This window comes from Streptomyces sp. NBC_00250 (assembly GCF_036192275.1).
Taxonomy (GTDB): Bacteria; Actinomycetota; Actinomycetes; order Streptomycetales; family Streptomycetaceae; genus Streptomyces.
Genome location: NZ_CP108088.1, coordinates 3304440 through 3323538, shown reverse-complemented (window position 1 = coordinate 3323538; position 19099 = coordinate 3304440). Strand labels below are relative to the sequence as shown.

At 72.5% G+C, this 19099-nt stretch carries 17 protein-coding genes; 12 read left to right on the top strand and 5 right to left on the bottom strand.

Going from position 1 to position 19099, the window contains the following annotated elements:
* Window positions 1-46 precede the first annotated feature (46 nt).
* From OG259_RS14715 to nudC, 3 genes are read left to right on the top strand one after another with little or no spacing between them, the layout of a single operon-like run.
* The gene (locus OG259_RS14715; protein WP_328942679.1) at window positions 47-3556 is read left to right on the top strand and encodes an ATP-dependent helicase; all 3510 of its coding nucleotides are present in this window, start codon (window positions 47-49) and stop codon (window positions 3554-3556) included.
* A gap of 10 nt (window positions 3557-3566) precedes the next feature.
* Window positions 3567-4985 carry a dipeptidase gene (locus tag OG259_RS14710; RefSeq protein ID WP_328942678.1) on the top strand — a complete coding sequence of 473 codons (1419 nt, stop codon included), beginning with the start codon at window positions 3567-3569 and terminating at the stop codon, window positions 4983-4985.
* Window positions 4986-5020: 35 nt separating this feature from the next.
* Window positions 5021-5968: an NAD(+) diphosphatase gene (gene nudC / locus OG259_RS14705; protein ID WP_328942677.1), complete on the top strand. Its 948-nt coding sequence runs from the start codon at window positions 5021-5023 to the stop codon at window positions 5966-5968.
* A gap of 81 nt (window positions 5969-6049) precedes the next feature.
* Here the strand turns inward: nudC and OG259_RS14700 are convergent, their stop codons facing one another.
* The gene (locus OG259_RS14700) at window positions 6050-6292 is read right to left on the bottom strand and encodes a mycoredoxin (RefSeq protein ID WP_189835709.1); all 243 of its coding nucleotides are present in this window, start codon (window positions 6290-6292) and stop codon (window positions 6050-6052) included.
* Between the two features lie 147 nt (window positions 6293-6439).
* On the opposite strand from OG259_RS14700, the gene OG259_RS14695 reads away from it, so the two are divergent.
* From OG259_RS14695 to OG259_RS14675, 5 genes are all read left to right on the top strand, one after another.
* The gene (locus OG259_RS14695; RefSeq protein ID WP_328942676.1) at window positions 6440-8617 is read left to right on the top strand and encodes an ATP-dependent DNA helicase UvrD2; all 2178 of its coding nucleotides are present in this window, start codon (window positions 6440-6442) and stop codon (window positions 8615-8617) included.
* A 173-nt stretch (window positions 8618-8790) separates the two neighbouring features.
* On the top strand, window positions 8791-9144 hold the full coding sequence (locus OG259_RS14690; RefSeq protein ID WP_328942675.1) for a hypothetical protein: 354 nt from the start codon (window positions 8791-8793) through the stop codon (window positions 9142-9144).
* A 172-nt stretch (window positions 9145-9316) separates the two neighbouring features.
* Window positions 9317-9685 (top strand): WhiB family transcriptional regulator, encoded by a 369-nt coding sequence (locus OG259_RS14685; RefSeq protein ID WP_328942674.1) that lies wholly within the window; start codon window positions 9317-9319, stop codon window positions 9683-9685.
* A complete protein-coding gene (locus tag OG259_RS14680) occupies window positions 9682-10005 on the top strand; it encodes a hypothetical protein (RefSeq protein WP_328942673.1) in 324 nt (107 codons plus the stop codon). Before OG259_RS14685 ends, OG259_RS14680 begins: the two co-directional genes overlap by 4 nt.
* A 107-nt stretch (window positions 10006-10112) precedes the next feature.
* Window positions 10113-10295 carry a hypothetical protein gene (locus tag OG259_RS14675; RefSeq protein WP_328942672.1) on the top strand — a complete coding sequence of 61 codons (183 nt, stop codon included), beginning with the start codon at window positions 10113-10115 and terminating at the stop codon, window positions 10293-10295.
* A gap of 10 nt (window positions 10296-10305) precedes the next feature.
* On the opposite strand, the gene OG259_RS14670 is transcribed toward OG259_RS14675, so the two are convergent.
* Window positions 10306-11661, bottom strand: coding sequence for an ABC1 kinase family protein (locus OG259_RS14670; RefSeq protein WP_328942671.1), 1356 nt, complete (start codon window positions 11659-11661; stop codon window positions 10306-10308).
* 70 nt (window positions 11662-11731) lie between these two features.
* Window positions 11732-12871, bottom strand: a complete 1140-nt coding sequence (locus OG259_RS14665; RefSeq protein WP_328942670.1) for a TOMM precursor leader peptide-binding protein — start codon at window positions 12869-12871, stop codon at window positions 11732-11734.
* 215 nt (window positions 12872-13086) lie between these two features.
* Here OG259_RS14665 and OG259_RS14660 point away from each other — a divergent pair, with 215 nt between their 5' ends.
* The 4 genes from OG259_RS14660 (at window position 13087) to OG259_RS14645 (ending at window position 16984) form a co-directional block, all read left to right on the top strand.
* Complete coding sequence (locus tag OG259_RS14660; RefSeq protein WP_328942669.1) at window positions 13087-13662, top strand: M48 metallopeptidase family protein; 576 nt, start codon at window positions 13087-13089, stop codon at window positions 13660-13662.
* A gap of 193 nt (window positions 13663-13855) precedes the next feature.
* Entirely contained in the window at window positions 13856-15514 is a 1659-nt protein-coding gene (locus tag OG259_RS14655) for a TerD family protein (protein WP_328942668.1), read from the top strand.
* 14 nt (window positions 15515-15528) lie between these two features.
* A complete protein-coding gene (locus tag OG259_RS14650; protein ID WP_328942667.1) occupies window positions 15529-16209 on the top strand; it encodes an AIM24 family protein in 681 nt (226 codons plus the stop codon).
* 19 nt (window positions 16210-16228) lie between these two features.
* Window positions 16229-16984 (top strand): AIM24 family protein, encoded by a 756-nt coding sequence (locus tag OG259_RS14645; RefSeq protein ID WP_328942666.1) that lies wholly within the window; start codon window positions 16229-16231, stop codon window positions 16982-16984.
* Window positions 16985-17040: 56 nt separating this feature from the next.
* On the opposite strand, the gene OG259_RS14640 is transcribed toward OG259_RS14645, so the two are convergent.
* Window positions 17041-17565, bottom strand: coding sequence for an NUDIX hydrolase (locus OG259_RS14640; protein WP_328942665.1), 525 nt, complete (start codon window positions 17563-17565; stop codon window positions 17041-17043).
* Entirely contained in the window at window positions 17562-19004 is a 1443-nt protein-coding gene (locus OG259_RS14635) for a zinc-dependent metalloprotease (protein WP_328942664.1), read from the bottom strand. The genes OG259_RS14640 and OG259_RS14635 overlap by 4 nt, the downstream gene beginning before the upstream one ends.
* Between the last annotated feature and the right edge of the window lie 95 nt (window positions 19005-19099).

The following is a 19099-nucleotide window of genomic DNA, read 5'->3' as shown; positions in this document are numbered from 1 at the left end:
ACCGGACCGGACCGGACTGTCGGTCCTCCGCGTTAGCCTCTTTGAGGTGACCGCACACATCACCGACCCCGAGCAGCTCAAGGAGCTCCTCGGCATCCCGTTCACCCCGGAGCAGACGGCCTGCATCACCGCGCCGCTCGCCCCGCAGGTCGTCGTGGCCGGAGCCGGCTCCGGCAAGACGACGGTGATGGCCGCCCGGGTGGTCTGGCTGGTCGGCACGGGCCAGGTCGCCCCCGAGCAGGTCCTCGGACTCACCTTCACCAACAAGGCCGCCGGAGAGCTCGCCGAGCGCGTCCGCACCGCCCTCGTCCGCGCCGGAGTCACCGACCCCGACGTCATCGACCCGGACGACCCGCCCGGCGAGCCCCGCATCTCCACGTACCACGCCTTCGCCGGTCAGCTCCTCACCGACCACGGCCTCCGCATCGGCCTGGAGCCCACCTCCCGGCTCCTCGCCGACGCCACCCGCTACCAGCTCGCCGCACGCGTCCTGCGCGAGGCGCCGGGACCGTACCCCGCCCTCACCCGGTCCTTCCCGACCCTCGTCACGGACCTGCTCGCCCTCGACGCCGAGCTCGCCGAGCACCTCGTACGGCCCGAGACGCTCCACGTGTACGACTCCGAGCTGCTCACCGCCCTCGCCGAGGCCAAACTCAGCAACGCCGAACTGCGCAAGATCCCCGAGGCCGCCACCGCCCGCCGTGAACTCCTCGACCTCGTCGTCCGCTACCGCGCCGCCAAGCGCTCCCGCGACCTGCTCGACTTCGGCGACCAGATCGCCCGCTCCGCCGAACTGGCCACCACCCGGCCCGAGGTCGGCGAGATCCTCCGCGAGGAGTTCCGGGTCGTCCTCCTCGACGAGTACCAGGACACGTCCGTCGCCCAGCGGCTGCTGCTCTCCGGCCTCTTCGGCCAGGGCGACGGAGGGCAGGCCACCGGACACGCGGTGACCGCCGTCGGCGACCCCTGCCAGGCCATCTACGGCTGGCGCGGCGCCTCCGTCGCCAACCTGGACGACTTCCCCGAGCACTTCCCGCACCGGGACGGCAGCCCCGCCGACCGCTACTCCCTCTCCGAGAACCGGCGCAGCGGCGGCCGCCTCCTCGACCTCGCCAACGGACTCGCCGCCCCGCTGCGGGCCATGCACGCGGGCGTGGAGGCACTGCGGCCCGCGCCCGGCGCCGAGCAGGACGGCAGCGTCCGCATCGCCCTCCTCACCACCCACGCCGAGGAGATCGACTGGCTCGCCGACTCCCTCGCCCACCTCGTCCGCACGGGCCGCGAGCCCGGCGAGATCGCCGTGTTGTGCCGCACGGCCACCGACTTCCCCGCCATCCACGCGGCCCTCGTCGCCCGTGACGTGCCCGTCGAGGTCGTCGGCCTCTCCGGTCTCCTCCACCTCCCCGAGATCGCCGACCTCGTCGCCGTCTGCGAGGTCCTCCAGGACCCCGGGGCCAACGCCGCCCTGGTCCGTCTCCTCACCGGCCCGCGCTGGCGCATCGGCCCCCGGGACCTCGCCCTCCTCGGCCGCCGCGCCCGCCACCTCGTCCACCGGGGCGGCGACGAACCGGACCCCGAGCAGCGGCTCGCCGCCGCCGTCGAGGGCGTCGACCCGGCCGAGGTCGTCTCCCTCGCCGACGCGCTCGACACCTTCCTCGACTCCGGCGGCGCCGCCGACGACGGCCTCGCCTTCTCCGCCGACGCCAGGGTCCGCTTCGCGCGCCTCGCCGCCGAACTGCGCGCCCTGCGCAGCTCGCTCGCCGACCCCCTCATGGACGTCCTGCACCGCGTGCTCTCGGCGACCGGCCTCGAAGTCGAACTGTCCGCCTCCCCGCACGCGCTCGCCGCCCGCCGCCGCGAGACCCTCGGCCACTTCCTCGACGTCGCCGCCGGCTTCGCCTCCCTGGACGGCGAGGCGAGCCTGCTCGCGTTCCTCGGCTTCCTGCGCACGGCCGTCCAGTTCGAGAAGGGCCTCGACAACGCCCTGCCGGGCGGCGAGAACACCGTGAAGGTCCTCACCGCCCACAAGTCCAAGGGCCTCGAATGGGATGTCGTCGCCGTCCCCGGCCTGGTCACCGGCCAGTTCCCCAGCGCGCGCGCCCGCGAGTCGTGGACCTCCCAGCCCCAGGTGCTCCCGCACGCCCTGCGCGGCGACGCGGCCACACTGCCGGACGTCGACACCTGGAACGCCAAGGCCCTCACGGCCTTTAAGAACGAGATGCGGGACCACCAGCACACCGAGGAACTCCGCCTCGGCTACGTCACCTTCACCCGCCCCCGCTCCCTGCTGCTCGGCTCGGCCCACTGGTGGGGCCCGTCCCAGAAGAAGCCCCGCGGCCCCTCGGACTTCCTCCAGGCCCTGTACGACCACTGCGAGGCCGGCCACGGCGACATCGAGACCTGGGCGGAGGAACCGGAGAAGGACGCGAAGAACCCGACACTGACGGAGGCGGACGGGGAGGACGTCTGGCCGCTCCCGCTGGACGCGGAGTCGTTCAAGCGCCGCCGGAAAGCGGCGGACGATGTCCTCGCCGCGCTGTGGGCACACGTTCCGCAGGACGGTGGGGGCACCCCCGGACGACGTCCGGGGGACGGTGGGCACAACCCCCACAGCACGGCGCCCGACTCCCAGGACCCGCACCCAGAAGCCCCCTGGCCCGGGGACGGGGACCCCGCCTGGGACGAGGAACCCGTCTGGGACGAGGAACCCGCCTGGGACCAGGAACCCGTCTGGGACGAGGAGGACCTCCCCGAGGACACCCACGCGGACGCGGTCCCGGCCCCCCGCGAGGAGGCCCAGCCGCTCACCCCCGAAGACGCGAGAACCATCGCCTCCTGGGACCGCGACCTCACCGCCCTCACCGCCGAACTCCGCCGCACCCGCGCGACCACCCGTGACGTCGTCCTGCCCGCGTACCTCTCCGCCTCCCAGGTCCTCCGCCTCGCCGCCGATCCCGACGGCTTCGCGCAGGAGCTGGCCCGGCCCATGCCGAAGGCGCCGCAGCCGGCCGCCCGCCGCGGCACCCGCTTCCACGCGTGGGTGGAGTCCCGGTTCGAGGAGCTGCCGCTGCCGTTCCTCGGCCCGGAGGAGCTGCCCGGCGGGGAGGACTTCGCGGGGGAGCCGGAGATCCTCGACGAGCGGGACCTCGACGAGCTGAAGGAGGCCTTCGCCCGTACCGAGTACGCCCACCGCACCCCGTACCGCGTCGAGGTCCCCGTGCACCTCTCCCTCGGCGGCCGGGTCGTCCGGGGCCGGATCGACGCCGTCTACCGGGACCCGGAGACCGGCGCGTACGAGATCGTCGACTGGAAGACCAGCCGGGTGCGCAGCGCCGATCCGCTCCAGCTCGCGATCTACCGGCTGGCCTGGGCCGAGCAGCACGGCCTCGCGCCGGAGGACGTGGCCGCCGCCTTCGTCTACGTGCGGACCGGCGAGGTCGCCAGGCCCGCCCGGCTGCCCGGCCGCGCCGAGCTGGAGGCCCTCCTCCTCGGGGAGCCCCGGCCGGACACCGCGGAGGCCCTCCTGCCGGACGGGGCACCCCCGGGCGCCGGATAGGCTCGGGGGCATGAGCGAGACCCCGGACAGCGCCGTCCACGCCGTACGTACGTACATCGAACAGCACCGCGACGCCTTCCTCGGCGACCTCGCCGAGTGGCTGCGCATCCCCTCCGTGTCGGCGCAGCCGGACCGGGCCGGGGACGTACGGCGCAGTGCCGAGTGGCTCGCCGCCAAGCTCACCGGGACCGGCTTCACGACCGTCGAGGTCTGGGAGACCGACGGCGCCCCCGCCGTCTTCGCGGAGTGGCCCTCCGACGACCCCGACGCCCCGACGGTCCTCGTCTACGGCCACCACGACGTCCAGCCCGCCGCCCGCGAGGACGGCTGGCACACCGACCCCTTCGAGCCGACCGTGATCGACGGGCGGATGTACGCGCGCGGGGCGGCCGACGACAAGGGGCAGGTGTTCTTCCACACCCTCGGTGTCCGCGCGCATCTCGCCGCCACCGGCCGCACCGCGCCCGCCGTCAACCTGAAGCTGATCGTCGAGGGGGAGGAGGAGTCCGGCTCCCCGCACTTCCGCGCCCTCGTCGAGGCCCACGCCGAGCGCCTCGCCGCCGATGCCGTGATCGTCTCCGACACCGGCATGTGGTCCGAGACCACCCCCACCGTCTGCACCGGCATGCGCGGGGTCGCCGACTGCGAGATCGAGCTGTACGGCCCCGACCAGGACATCCACTCCGGTTCCTTCGGCGGCGCCGTGCCGAACCCGGCCACCGTCGCGGGCCGGATCGTCGCCGCCCTCCACGACGCCGACGAGCGCGTGGCGATCCCCGGCTTCTACGAGGGAGTGACCGAGCTCACCGACGCCGAGCGCGCCCTCGTCGCCGAGCTGCCCTTCGACGAGGCCGCCTGGCTGCGTACGGCGAAGTCCCACGGCATCCTCGGCGAGGCCGGCTTCTCCACCCTGGAGCGGGTCTGGGCCCGCCCCACCGCCGAGGTCAACGGCATCGGCGGCGGCTACCAGGGCCCCGGCGGCAAGACGATCGTCCCCGCCTCCGCCCAGCTCAAGCTGTCGTTCCGGCTGGTCGCCGGCCAGGACCCGGCCAAGATCGAGCTGGCGGTACGGGACTGGCTCGCCCCTCTCGTCCCGGCCGGCATCCGGTACGAGATCGTCTTCGGCGCCCCGACCCGCCCCTGCCTCACCCCCCTCGACCACCCCGCCCTCAAGGCGGTCGCCGGGGCCATGAGCCGGGCCTTCGACGGCGCCAAGGTCCGCTACACGCGCGAGGGCGGCTCGGGACCGGCCGCCGACCTCCAGGACGTCCTGGAGGCTCCCGTCCTGTTCCTCGGCATCTCCGTCCCGTCCGACGGCTGGCACGCCCCCAACGAGAAGATCGAACTCGATCTCCTCATGAAGGGCGTAGAGACGACCGCGCACCTGTGGGGCGACCTGCCCGCCGCCCTCCACACCGCCGCGCGCTGAACCCACACACCGATCCGGGGGAGTTGGAAGCACCTGTGAGCACCTTGAAGAACGCGTCAGCGGACCGCCCGATCTCGCTCACCGCTCCGAGCGGCATCGACCGCGCCGCGCACCACCGCCTCGACGAGGCGTGGCTGGCCGCCGCCTGGAGCCACCCCACGACCCGGGTCTTCGTGGTCTCCGGGGGCCAGGTGCTGATCGACGACACGGCGGACGGCACCACCGGACTCGTCATGACCCCGGCGTTCGAGGCCCCGGTCACCGAGACCCACCGCTACTTCCTGGGCACGGACGCCGACGGGGTCTCCTACTTCGCGCTCCAGAAGGACTCCCTGCCCGGCCGCATGGACCAGTCCGCCCGCCCCGCAGGGCTCCGCGAGGCCGGGCTGCTGCTGTCCGACCGGGACGCGGGCCTCATGGTGCACGCCGTGGCCCTGGAGAACTGGCAGCGCCTCCACCGCTTCTGCTCACGCTGCGGTGAGCGCACGGTCATCGCCGCCGCCGGGCACATCCGCCGCTGCCAGGCCTGCGGCGCCGAGCACTACCCGCGCACCGACCCCGCGGTGATCATGCTGGTCACGGACGAGGAGGACCGGGCGCTGCTCGGCCGCCAGGTCCACTGGCCCGAGGGCCGCTTCTCGACCCTCGCCGGTTTCGTCGAGCCCGGCGAGTCCATCGAGCAGTCGGTGGTCCGCGAGGTCTTCGAGGAGGCCGGTGTCACGGTCGGCGAGGTCGAGTACATCGCCAGCCAGCCCTGGCCCTTCCCGTCCAGCCTGATGCTGGGCTTCTTCGCCCGCGCCACCTCCTCGGAGATAAACGTGGACGGCGAGGAGATCCACGAGGCCCGCTGGTTCTCCCGCGAGGACCTGGCCGCCGCCTTCGAGTCGGGCGAGGTGCTGCCCCCGTACGGCATCTCGATCGCCTCCCGCCTGATCGAGCGCTGGTACGGCAAGCCGCTCCCCAAGCCGGGCGACGTGATCTGAGACGTACGACACGTCCCGCGCGCAGACGAAGAACCCCCGACCGCTCCGTACCGGTCGGGGGTTCTTCACGTGCCGGGCGACTCAGACGCCGAGCGCCTGCTTCACCTGGGCGAGGCTCGGGTTCGTCAGGGTCGAGCCGTTCGGGAAGAGGACGGTGGGTACGGTCTGGTTGCCGCCGTTGGCCTTCTCGACGAACGCCGCCGAATCGGGGTCCTGTTCGATGTTGATCTCGGTGTACGCGATGCCCTCGCGGTCCATCTGGCTCTTCAGCCGACGGCAGTAGCCGCACCACGTGGTGCTGTACATCGTCACAGTGCCCTGCATGGCGAGGCGCTCCTCTTCGTTCGCTGACGGGTGCCGAGAAGAAGAACGTACGCCCTGGTCCGCCCATTCCCGGAATTCGTATGACCGCGGACGCCCCCTGTGGACAAGCCTCCGCGGCAAGCTCGGCGGACCTGGCAGCATTGGGGGGTGACAGCAGCAACGCACTCCACTCTCTTCCCGCAGGTCCCGGAGACGGCCGACGCGGTGCTCGACGGGCTCGACCCCGAGCAGCGCGAGGTCGCCCTGGCCCTGACCGGCCCGGTGTGCGTGCTGGCGGGCGCCGGCACGGGCAAGACGCGGGCGATCACCCACCGCATCGCGTACGGCGTGCGGTCGGGCAGACTCCAGCCCGCCAGTGTGCTCGCCGTCACCTTCACCAACCGCGCCGCGGGCGAGATGCGCGGCCGGCTCCGGCAGCTCGGCGCGGGCGGTGTCCAGGCCCGTACGTTCCACTCCGCGGCCCTCCGCCAGCTCCAGTTCTTCTGGCCGAAAGCCGTCGGTGGCGATCTGCCCCGGCTGCTGGAGCGGAAGATCCAGCTCGTCGCCGACGCCGCCGCCCGCTGCCGGGTCCGGCTCGACCGCAACGAGCTCAGGGACGTCACCGGCGAGATCGAGTGGGCCAAGGTCACCCAGACCGTCCCCGCCGACTACCCGGCCGTCGTCGCCAAGTCCCACCGGGACGCCCCCCGCGACCCGGCGGAAATCAGCCAGATCTACGCCATGTACGAGCAGCTGAAGCGCGACCGCTCGGTGATCGACTTCGAGGACGTGCTGCTGCTCACCGTCGGCATCCTCCAGGACCGGCACGACATCGCCGACCAGATCCGCAGCCAGTACCAGCACTTCGTGGTGGACGAGTACCAGGACGTCTCCCCGCTCCAGCAGCGGCTGCTCGACCTGTGGCTCGGCGACCGCGACAACCTGTGCGTGGTCGGCGACGCCAGCCAGACGATCTACTCCTTCACCGGTGCCACCCCGGACCACCTGCTGAACTTCCGCACCCGTCACCCCGCCGCCACGGTCGTCAAGCTCGTCCGCGACTACCGCTCCACCCCCCAGGTCGTCCACCTCGCCAACGGGCTGCTCAGCCAGGCCCGCGGCCGGGCCGCCGAGCACCGCCTGGAGCTGATCTCCCAGCGCGACGCCGGCCCCGATCCCGTCTACACGGAGTACGCGGACGAGCCGACCGAGGCCGAGGGCACCGCCCGCCGCATCCGGGACCTCATCGCCGCCGGCGTCCCGGCCGGCGAGATCGCCGTCCTCTACCGGATCAACGCCCAGTCCGAGGTCTACGAGCAGGCCCTCGCCGACGCCGGAGTGCCCTACCAGCTCCGCGGCGCCGAGCGCTTCTTCGAGCGCCAGGAGGTACGGGAGGCGGGCATCGCCCTGCGCGGCGCGGCCCGCGCCGGGGGCAACGACTCCCTCCTCGACGACGTGGACGACCTGCCCGCCCAGGTCAGGGCCGTCCTCTCCACCAAGGGCTGGACCTCGCAGCCGCCCTCGGGCTCGGGCGCCGTCCGCGACCGCTGGGAGTCCCTCGCCGCCCTCGTCCGGCTCGCCGAGGACTTCGCCCGGGCCAAGTCCGGAGCCACCCTCTCCGACCTGGTCGCCGAACTCGACGAGCGGGCCGCCGCCCAGCACGCGCCCACCGTGCAGGGCGTCACCCTCGCCTCGCTGCACTCGGCCAAGGGCCTCGAATGGGACGCCGTCTTCCTGGTCGGCCTCACCGAGGGCATGATGCCGATCACCTACGCCAAGACCGACGAGCAGGTCGAGGAGGAGCGGCGGCTGCTGTACGTCGGCGTCACCCGCGCCCGGCTCCACCTCGCGCTCTCCTGGGCGCTCTCCCGCTCCCCGGGCGGCCGGGCCTCCCGACGCCCCAGCCGCTTCCTCAAGGGCCTGAGGCCGGGCTCCGGGTCCCTCGGCGCCGTCGCCTCGGGCGCGTCCGGCTCCTTCGAGCGGGGAGCCGCGGCCGCTCGGCGCGGCCCGCGCGGCCCGGTTCTCTGCCGGGTCTGCGGGGCGACCCTCACCGAGGCCGGCGCCATGAAGCTCCTGCGCTGCGAGGACTGCCCGTCGGACATGGACGAGGGTCTGTACGAGCGGCTCCGGGACTGGCGCTCGGAACAGGCCAGGGAGCTCGGCCAGCCGGCGTATTGCGTGTTCACCGACAAGACGCTGATGGCCATCGCCGAGCGGGTCCCCGCCACCGGCGGGGAGCTCTCCGCGATCTCAGGCGTCGGCGCCCGCAAGCTGGTCCGCTTCGGGGACGACGTCCTGGCCATCTGCGCAGGTGGGGAGGGCGGGGCGGGAGCCGACGAGACCTGAGGAAAACTCGTGGGAAAAATAGTTTGCGCCTGCCCCGTCAGGCCCCATAGGTTCTTAACCACGGAAACAGCGGCTTCTTAGAAGCCCTGTCTCTGTGCTGTACTTGTCCAAATACATATGAGGGTCCGGCTCGCACCCGAGCCCTCCGAGACGCCGAGAGGAGGCGATTCCACGTGATCAGCAACATCATTCAGACCAGCACCGCAGGCTCCGTCAGCGCTGCCGGCTTCGTCAGCACCGTCAAAATGACCGATCGCTCCGTCGCCTCCACCTGCTCGCTCGGCTTCTCCGTCTCGGCGTTCATTGGCACCGGTCTGTCCGTCGCCGGCCTTGCCGGTCTCGGCATGCGACCTGCCGTGGAGCTGCGCAATGAGCGACCGACCAAGGCACTGGAAGCAGGAGCAGCAGCCAAGGCCAAGGCCTATGGCTTTGCGGCGACCGGTGCCGGCACCCAGCAGCAGACGACGACGCACGACCACAAGATGTGGGCCTTCCGTGGGCTCGAACCCTGGAGTGATCCAGTCTGATCCATGATCAGACCGGCGCCTTCAGGGCCGCGGAACCCCACCCGGGATCCGCGGCCCTTTTGTTTGTCTCCGAACGAGGACGACGACACGAAGGCGCCTCGGGACAGACACACCCGGTACCAGCCGAAACCCCGGTCAACAGGCCGGAACGACCAGACGAGGAAAGACCACCGTGCAACTCGAAGCGCACGCCCCGTCCGTACCGCCTTCCGAATCGATCCCCCTGCCCGGCCTCACGGAGGACCCCGCTTTGACCCCCCTCACCACGCTCACCGCGCTCGACGACGCCATCGAGAACCTGGGCGTTCCCGTCCCCTGTCGCGCCTACGACCCCGAGGTCTTCTTCGCGGAGTCCCCGGCCGACGTCGAGTACGCGAAGTCCCTCTGCCAGAGCTGCCCGCTCGTGGCCGCCTGTCTGGCCGGCGCCAAGGAGCGGCGCGAGCCGTGGGGCGTCTGGGGCGGAGAGCTCTTCGTCCAGGGCGTGGTCGTTGCCCGCAAGCGGCCCCGTGGCCGTCCGCGCAAGAACCCGGTCGCGGCATGAGCGCCACCGGAACCATCGACCGCCCCCTCACGCACGATCCCCAGAAGCAGGCCCCGATGACCTCTTCCGCCAGCGAGCCCGCCGGCTCCGCGACCCCAGTCTTCTTCCCCTCCGCCGCGCCCACCGCGCGTCAGAACAGGACCCGTGAAATGCAACTCGCCCCAGAAGCCCTGGCCCGTGCTCATATGCACGAGCGACTGCGTGAGGTCGACGCGGAACGCCAGGCCGTGCGCCTGGTCGCCGCCCGACGCATGCAGCGCCGCGCCGAGCGCGTCTCGCTGCGCGCCCGCCGCGCGCTGGCCATGGCCGTCATGCACTGATCGAACCCGCGCCCTCAGGGGCGCCCCCGCGGGGGCCGGTCCGAACGGACCGGCCCCCGCGGTGCGTTGTCGGGCCCCCGGCCCTTCGTCGGGTTATCGTCACGAGGGTGAACGACGCCCGTACCCCCGAGGGGCCCCTCGTCTGCGCGCGCTGCGGCAAGACGGCCGACACCCTGCCGCTGACCTGGACCTGTTCGGTGGAGAACGGCCGGCGCACCTACTTCTGCGAGGACTGCGCCCGCGCCAACATCCGTGCGATCGAGGGCCGCCTCGACTCCTCCTGGTGGTGAGCCCGCCTTCCTAGGGGGTCTCGTCTGCCGGTTCCAGGAAGCCCGGCAGCCATTCCTCCAGTTCGGCCCGCAGGCGCACCGTCGCGTTCAGCTGGCACAGGACCCCGATCGTGCTCAGCGTCACCCGGTGTATCAGCAGGTACGCGGGCGGCAGGTTGAGCTGCTTGCCCAGCTGGTGGGCGGGGGAGCGGGGGTCGGCGATGCGGGCCGCCTGGGTACGCATCCAGCCGCGGGTGAAGAGGAAGGACTCCGCCTCCGCCGGCTCGATGATCGGCAGCAGGTACTCCAGGACTGCGTCCGGGTCGAGTGCCACGGACTCCTTGACGAAGCCGTCCGCCCGCAGCAACTCGTAGACGGTCTCGGCCTCACCGGCGAGCGTCATCCGCAGACAGGTGCCGATCGTCTCCGGCAGCCCGCCGGGCAGCCGGTCCACGGTGCCGAAGTCGAGCACCCCGAGCCGCCAGCCCTCCGGCCCCCCGTCCTCGTCGGGGCCGGGCAGCAGCCGGAAGTTCCCCGGGTGCGGATCGGCGTGCAGCAGACCCGTGCGCGCGGGGCCCGAGAAGAGGAAGCGGGCCAGAAGCTGGCCCGCCCGGTCCCGCTGCTCCTCCGTGCCGTCCGCGATCACCTCCGCGAGCGGGATGCCGTCCATCCACTCGGTAACCAGGACCTGCTCCGCGCGGTGCACCACCGCCGGGACCAGCACATCGGGGTCGTCGGCGAACTCCTCCGCGTGCTTCTGCTGGGCCGCCGCCTCCAGCGCGTAGTCCAGCTCCTCCGAGACCCGGTCCCGCATCTCGGTGATCAGCGGCTTGATGTCCATCCCCGGAACCAGCGGACCGAGCAGCCGGGCGAAGCGGCTCAGCTGTGTCAGGTCGGAGAGCAGGGCCTCCCCGGCGCCCGGGTACTGCACCTTCACCGCGACCTCGCGCCCGTCGTGCCACACGGCCCGGTGCACCTGCCCGATCGAGGCGGCCGCCGCCGGCTTGTCCTCGAACTCCAGGAACAGCTCCCGCCACTCCGCGCCCAGCCGCTCCTCCAGGACGGCGTGCACCGTCCGGGTCGGCATCGGCGGTGCGGCGTCCTGAAGCTTCGTCAGCGCCGCGCGGTAGGGCCCGGCCACCTCCTCGGGAAGGGCCGACTCGAAGACGGACAGCGCCTGCCCGAGCTTCATCGCCCCGCCCTTGAGCTCGCCGAGCACCTTGAACAACTGCTCGGCCGTGCGCTGCTGCAACTCGCGGGCGACGAGTTCCGCCGATCTCCCGCCGATCCGCTTGCCCAGGCCCCAAGTGGCCCGGCCCGCGAAGCCGAGCGGCAACGCGGCCAACTTGGCGGTCCGGGTGACCGCCTTCCGGGGAAGATCAGACATACGCGCCCCTCCAAAACCCAGACTGCCGTGCCGCGCAGGGCGGTTGGCCCTGCCGTGCCGCGCAGGGCCGTTACCCCGCCATTGTGTCCTGTGCGCCTCCGGCTGCCGAGGCACGCTCCCCCTCTCCGCCGCGCGCCGCCCCGCAAGGGCAGTCGGGATGCGGTCTCAGCCGCTCCGCCCGCCACTCCGACAGCGGCAGCGACACCTCCCAGCGGGTGCCCGTGCTCGCCGGGAGATCACCGTCCAGAAAGGCCAGCGCGTGGGCGGCGGCAAGGCCCGCCACCGCCGTCGCGAGGCCCAGATCGCAGGCGGGCAGCGGATGCGGGGTGCCCGAACGCCACTGGGCGAGCAGCCGGGGCCAGACCGGCTCCCGGTCCGTCCGCTCCTCCTGGAGGCACCGCGCGCACGCCGTACCGCCCGGCAGGACGAGCGGCCCGACGACTCCCGTCGCCTCAAGGACCCCGGCGTACAGGTGGGGGGTCCCGGTGGAGACCCATCGCCGGGCCGGGAGCGGATCGGGGACGTACGCGCCGAGACCGTCCCGCGGTGTCACCACGACGAGTGACAGTCCGACACCGCGGGCGCTCTCACCCGATCCGCTCGGACGGTGTGACCTCCGCCACCGGCCGACCAGGCGGCGGGCCGCCGTCGCCCGGCGCTCGCCGACGGCCTCGGCCGGCAGTCCGCCCGGGGACGTCTCCCAGGGCTCCACCCGGCCCGAGTCGACGACCTCGACCCCGCCCACCCCCGCCGCCGTGAGCAGCGCCGCCACCATCGACCCCACCCGCCCCGCGCCCCGGACCTGGACGCGCAGGGCACGCCGGGCCGCCAGGGTCCGTACCGCCCGCTCCGGCTCGGGGTGGACGACGGAGAGGGAGGCGAGGTCGGCGCGGAGCGGATCGAGGGCAGGGTCCACGGCGCCGGCCGCCGGCCCCGCCTTCCCCGGCCGCCCGGTCGAGGCGTCGGCGAGCAGCCCGGCCGATTCGAGCCGCCCGAGGAGCGCGTCGAGGCGTCCGTGCGGCAGGCCCAGCTTCCTCGCCTCCGCTCGCAGCAGCTCCGTCCCCCGGGTGCCGTCGAGGAGCCCGAGCAGCGTCCCCGTCTCCTGGTCGACCGGGTCGAGCACCACCGCGTGCGCGGGAGTGACCCCGAACTGGACGCGGCGGAGACTCCGCCAGGCCCGCCGCAGCGCCGGTTTCACCATCGGATGCATTTCCCCCGCCCCCGCATTCATGATCGACAGCTTCATGATCGACAACGGCTTTTCGCCGTCCCGATCCGAGAATGCCCCGCCGTCGTGACGGTCGCCGAAAGTTGTCCACAGGCAAGGGGATTAGTCATTCAAATGGTGTGGGGTGTGAGCGGATCGTTGCCGAAACCGCCCCGGAGGCGGGACTTCCCCCGCTGACAGCGGGTAACGTCTGGGCCGTGCCCGCCGACCCACAGCGCAGCGTGACCGACAAGCCGCACCGCGGTGCGGGGACGAGTGCGGTCGAGGTCCGCAGAAGCCCACGACGGAGCAGAACCGTCTCGGCCTACCGCGAGGGCGACCGGACCGTGGTGCTCATCCCGGCCCGGATGTCCGAGGCGGAGGAGCGCCGCTGGGTCGGCGTGATGCTGGAAAAGCTCGCCGCCCAGGAGAGCCGCAGCGTCCTCGGGGACCGAGAGTTGACCGAGCGGGCATTGCGCCTGTCCGAGCAGTACTTCGACGGCCGCGCCCGCCCCAGCTCGGTGCGCTGGGTCACCAACCAGAACACCCGCTGGGGCTCCTGCACCCCCTCCGAGGGCAGCATCCGTCTCTCCCACCGGCTCCAGGGCATGCCCGAGTACGTCGTGGACTACGTCCTCCTGCACGAGCTGGCCCATCTGCTGGTCCCCGGGCACGGCCCCGGGTTCTGGCGGCTCCTGGAGGCCTACCCCCGCACCGAGCGGGCGCGCGGCTATCTGGAGGGCGTGGTCGCCGCCGAGCGCCTGCCGCACCTCCCGGCCGCTCGCGAGGAATGACACCTCCCGCACCTCCCGGCGCTCGCGGGGAATGACACCTCCCGGCCGCCCGCGAGGAGCGACACCGCCCGTACGCGGGTGAGCGGTGTTTCCCGATTCCGTACCGAAAACGACCTGCCCTGTCTCAATGTCGCACTCACCCGTTAGCCTGGCGCGAGCATTCGCCATTCGGGATGGGGGACGGTCGTTACGCATGGCCAGGGAATTCCAACGCGGCCACAAGGCCAAGATCAGTGATCTCACCGCCGGGACCGATCTGTACATCGGTGTGCAGATCGCAGCGCCCGGGCTGAGCTTCGACATCAGCTGTTTCGGACTCGACGCGGACGAGCGGCTCTCCGACGACCGCTACTTCGTCTTCTTCAACCAGCCGAAGACGCCCGAGGAGTCCGTCCAGCTGCTCGGGGCGCAGTCCGGTGACACCGAGTCCTTCCGCGTGACTCTCGACCGCATCCCCGCCAACATCCACAAGCTGTCGTTCACCGCGACGATCGACGGCGCCGGCCAGATGTCGCAGGTCGGCCCCGGTCACCTGCGGATCGTGGCGGGCGGCGAGGAGGTCGCTCGGTACGCCTTCACGGGTGCGGAGTTCACCACCGAGCGCGCGGTGATGCTCGGCGACTTCTATCTGAAGGACGTGTGGCGGTTCGCCGCCGTCGGCCAGGGCTTCGACGGCGGCCTGGACGCGCTCCTGCGGAACTTCGGCGGCGAGGTCGCCGAGGACGAGCCCGCCGCGCCGCAGCAGCAGGGCGCGGCTCCCGGCTTCGCCCCGCCGCCGCAGGCGACGGCGCCCCCGGCCTTCGGCGCTCCGGCGGCCCCGGCCCCCGCGCCCGCCTTCGGCGCGCCCGCGGCCCCCGCACCGGCGCCCGCGTTCGGCGCGCCGCCGGCCGCGCCGGCTCCGGCACAGCCGGTGCACACGCAGCCGACGATGGTGGCGCCGATGGCGCCCGCGCCGGTCCCGCCGCCCGCACCGGCACCCGCCCCCTACGGGCAGCCGCCGCAGCAGCCCCAGTACGGCCAGGTCCCTGGACAGCCCCCGGGCCAGTACCCCGGGCAGGTGCCGCCCCAGGCACCCGGGCAGTACCCCGTCCCGGGCCAGCCCCCGTACGGGCAGGCCGCCCCCGCCCCGTACGGGCAGCAGCCGGCGTACGGTCAGCAGCCCGGCGTCCCGCAGGGTGTTCCGGCGACCGGAGCGGGGCTCGCCGCCGCGCTCGCGCCGTACAAGGAGACCCCCACCGGCGCCCGCTGGACCCCGCAGAACCAGCAGCTCATGCGGGTCGACCTGGCGATGGGCGCGACGCCCGTCCTCGCCCGGCAGGGCTCCATGGTCATGTACCAGGGCAAGGTCGACTTCTCCCACAAGGGCGCCGGCTTCACCGGCCGGATCGTCGGCAACGCCACCGGCCAGGAGATGCAGCTCATGCGCTGCACCGGCCGCGGCCAGCTCTTCCTCGCCGAGGAAGGTGCCCATCTGCACCCGATCGAGCTCCAGGGCGACGGCATCTGCGTCTCCGCGGAGAACGTCCTCGCGTTCGACGAGTCCCTGCAGTACGAGGTGCGGCGCATCGAAGGCCACGGCATCCCCGGCGGCGCCCTGTTCACCATGCAGTTCCAGGGCACCGGCACCGTCGTCGTGAAGACCCACGGCGTACCCGTGGTGCTGCCCGTCACGCCGACGACCTTCGCCGACTGCAACGCCGTCGTCGCCTGGTCGTCCGCGTCCCAGGTGATCCTCTCCAGCCAGGTGCGGCTCCGCCGCAACGCCTACCCGGGCCACAGCGGAGAGACCGTGAACCTCCAGTTCCGGGGAGCCCCCGGCAACTTCATCGTCGTCCAGCCCTACGAGGTCTGAGGGAGCCCGAAGTCATGAACCAGCAACTCGCGGGCTACGCCCCGACCCCCGTCGCGGCCCGGATGGAGAACCACGGCCGCACCATGCTCAGGGTGGCCATGGCCTCCGGCCAGGACCTCTACGCCCGGACCGGCTCGATGGTCTCCTACGAGGGGTACATCACCTACGAGCCCAACCCGCCGGCCGCCCGCCAGGTCGCCCAGCAGTGGATGACCGGCGAGGGCGCGCCCATCATGAAGTGCTCCGGCGACGGACTGCTCTACCTCGCCGACTACGGCGCCGACGTCGTCGTGATCAACCTCCAGAACGACTCCATCTCGGTCAACGGCACCAACCTGCTCGCCTTCGACGCGCACCTCCAGTGGGGCGTCGAGCGGGTCAAGGGACTCGCCAAGTTCGCCGGCCAGGGCCTGTTCAACGTGGAGATCGCCGGCACCGGCTGGGTCGCGCTGACCTCGCGCGGCACGCCGATCGTCGTCGACTGCGGCCGCGGCGACGACGAGACCTACGTCGACCCCGACGCGCTCGTCGCCTGGTCGCCGACGCTCAAGGTCAAGGGCAAGCGCAGCTTCAAGGCCTCCTCCCTCATCGGGCGGGGCAGCGGCGAGGCATTCCAGATGGCCTTCTCCGGCCAGGGCATCGTCGTCGTACAGCCGAGCGAGGACAGTACCGACCGCCTGCGGATCCGGGGCTGAGGGGGAGCGAGAACACACCATGCAGAGCCCGCTTTTCAACCACGCCGAACAGCAGAGCCAGGAGCGGTACGTCATCCAGAACCCGCAGCTCCTGCGGGTCAGCCTCACCGGGCAGGACGACGTCCTCGCCCGTAAGGGCGCCATGGTCGCGTACCAGGGACTCGTCGACTTCGACGGCGAGTACAAGACCCCGAGCCAGCGGCGGGCCCAGGCCCGCACCGGCGAGGGCCTGGACCTGATGCGCTGCTCCGGCCAGGGCACGGTCTACTTCGCCAACCTCGCCCAGTACGTCCACGTCGTGGAGATCGAGCAGGAGGGCCTGACGGTCGACAGCTCCTATGTCCTGGCGCTCGACTCGACCCTCCACACCGAGGTCATCGCCGTCGACAGCCAGTACGGGGTCTCCGGCACCGGCAAGTACCAGCTCAACATCTCCGGCCGTGGCAAGGTCGCCCTGATGACCTCGGGGCAGCCGCTGATGATGCAGGTCACGCCCGACAAGTACGTGAGCGTCGACGCGGACGCGATCGTCGCCTGGTCCACCGGGCTGCGCGTCCAGATGCAGGCGCAGACGCACAACTCCAACGTCCGCAGCCGCCGCGGCAACACGGGCGAGGGCTGGGAACTCAGCTTCCTCGGCCAGGGCTTCGCGCTCGTCCAGCCCAGCGAGGTCATGCCCCCGCAGAACGCGGCCATCGGCCAGGGCATCGCCGCCCAGTTCGGCGCCGGACAGCACGGATCCCACGCCCAGAACCAGAACAACGCCTGGAACTGAGCACCGGACAGACGTGAGGGGCGGTCGGCATGCCGACCGCCCCTCACGCGCGTGCGCTACGCGAGCCGCGCCAGCGTGCTCTCCAACAGCCGCACCACCGACGTGTCCGCCACGCCCGCCACGTCCTCGTACGCGAACCAGCGCAGGTCCAGCGACTCCTCGCTGATCTGCTCCACCGCACCGGCCGGGGCCAGCGCCGCGTACTGCACGTCCAGGTGCCAGTGACAGGGCGCCGGGATCGGATGCCGGTCGAGCCGCACCGGGCCGCCCGGCAGCAGGGTCAGCCCCGTGATCCCCGACTCCTCGGTGGCCTCCCGCAGCGCGGCCGACTCCACGGTCGCGTCACCGGGCTCGCAGTGGCCGCCCATCTGCAGCCACATGCCCAGCTTCTTGTGCAGGGTCAGCAGCACGCGCCCGCGTGAGGGGTCGACCACCAGTGCGCTGGAGGTCAGATGCCCGGCCCCGCAGGGCTTGTACATGCCGTCCGGATGCGCGTCCAGGTGCTCCAGGTACAGGTCGCGCAGCTCCGGCTGGTCCTCGTACTCCTTGAGCACGAGGACCGCGTCGTCGTGCAGAGTCACTCCTTGCCGTCCCCGTCCTCGGGGGCGTCGCCCTTGGCCGCCTCGCCGAGCATCTTGTCGAGCTCGGAGAAGTCCAGGTGCTCGCGGTGCACGAAACCGTCCGGGTCGTCCAGGTCGGTCGCCGTCGGCAGCATGTCCGGGTGCTCCCACAGACCGTCACGGCCGTCCACCCCGCGCGCGTCGGTCAGCGAGGCCCACAGCCGCGCCGCGTCCCGCAGCCGCCGCGGACGGAGCTCAAGACCGATCAGCGTGGCGAAGGTCTGCTCGGCGGGACCGCCCGAGGCCCGGCGCCGGCGCAGCGTCTCCCGCAGGGCGTCCGCCGAGGTCAGCCGCGACTTGGCCGCCTCGTGGACCACCGCGTCCACCCAGCCCTCGACCAGCGCGAGCGCCGTCTCCAGCCGGGCCAGGGCCGCCTTCTGCGCGGGGGTGTCCTCCGGCTGGAACATGCCCTGCTGGAGCGCCTCCTGAAGCTGCTCCGGGTGCGTCGGGTCGAGCTGGCCCACCGCCTCCTCCAGCTTCGAGGTGTCGACCTTGATCCCCCGCGCGTACCCCTCGACCGCACCGAACAGATGCGCGCGCAGCCACGGCACGTGCGCGAAGAGACGCTGGTGGGCGGCCTCGCGCAGGGCCAGGTAGAGCCGCACCTCGTCGGAGGGCACGCCCAGGTCCTTGCCGAAGGCCTCGATGTTCAGCGGCAGCAGCGCCGCCCGCCCGGCCGGGCCGAGCGGCAGACCGACGTCCGTCGAACCGACGACCTCACCGGCGAGCGCGCCGACGGCCTGCCCGATCTGCTGGCCGAACATGGCGCCGCCCATGGAGCGCATCATGCCGATCAGCGGGCCCGCCATGGCCTGCATCTCCTCCGGCAGGACGTCGCCCATCGCCGCGCCGACCCGCTCGGCGACCGGGTCCACGAGCTGCTGCCACGCCGGCAGCGTCGCCTCGACCCACTCCGCGCGGCTCCAGGCCACGGCCGTGCTGGCCCCGGAGGGCAGCGAGGTCACGCCGTCCAGCCACAGGTCGGCCAGGCGCACGGCCTCCTCGACCGCGGACCGCTCCGCCGGACCCACGCTGGCGTCCTTGGTGCCGTCGGCGGTGCCCTGGGCCACCACCTGGCGCGCGATCTGCTTGGCCATGTCCCAGTTCACGGGACCGCCCTCGTAGCTCAGCATCTGCCCGAGCTGCTGGAAGGCCGCCCCCAGATCGTTGGGGTTCAGCGAGCCGAACATCGCCGCGAACGGATTGTCCGCTCCGCCCTGACCGCTCGGACCGCCCATGCCGGGCAGTCCGCCGAAGCCGAACGGGTTCGCCCCGAAGGGGTTGCCGCCGCCCTGGCCACCGGACCCCTGGCCACCTCCGGCGGGGTCCTTCTTCTTGCCCTCGTCGCCGTTCTCCGGCTCCTCCGGCGGAAGGCCGAATCCGAATGGGGTGTCACTCACAGGTTTCCTCGGCTCGTAGGGCCGCCGGCCTCCTGCCGACGGCGACTGCCCGACCAGGGCCTGTCCAGACAGGCCCCGCACACCACCAGCGTAGA

Excerpts from the sequence above, each read along its gene's own strand:
- OG259_RS14710 (WP_328942678.1), top strand. The coding sequence starts at position 3,567 with ATGAGCGAGACCCCGGACAGCGCCGTCCACGCCGTACGTACGTACATC.
- OG259_RS14700 (WP_189835709.1), bottom strand. The coding sequence starts at position 6,292 with ATGCAGGGCACTGTGACGATGTACAGCACCACGTGGTGCGGCTACTGC.
- OG259_RS14680 (WP_328942673.1), top strand. The coding sequence starts at position 9,682 with ATGAGCGCCACCGGAACCATCGACCGCCCCCTCACGCACGATCCCCAG.
- OG259_RS14670 (WP_328942671.1), bottom strand. The coding sequence starts at position 11,661 with ATGTCTGATCTTCCCCGGAAGGCGGTCACCCGGACCGCCAAGTTGGCC.
- OG259_RS14665 (WP_328942670.1), bottom strand. The coding sequence starts at position 12,871 with ATGCATCCGATGGTGAAACCGGCGCTGCGGCGGGCCTGGCGGAGTCTC.
- OG259_RS14655 (WP_328942668.1), top strand. The coding sequence starts at position 13,856 with ATGGCCAGGGAATTCCAACGCGGCCACAAGGCCAAGATCAGTGATCTC.
- OG259_RS14650 (WP_328942667.1), top strand. The coding sequence starts at position 15,529 with ATGAACCAGCAACTCGCGGGCTACGCCCCGACCCCCGTCGCGGCCCGG.
- OG259_RS14645 (WP_328942666.1), top strand. The coding sequence starts at position 16,229 with ATGCAGAGCCCGCTTTTCAACCACGCCGAACAGCAGAGCCAGGAGCGG.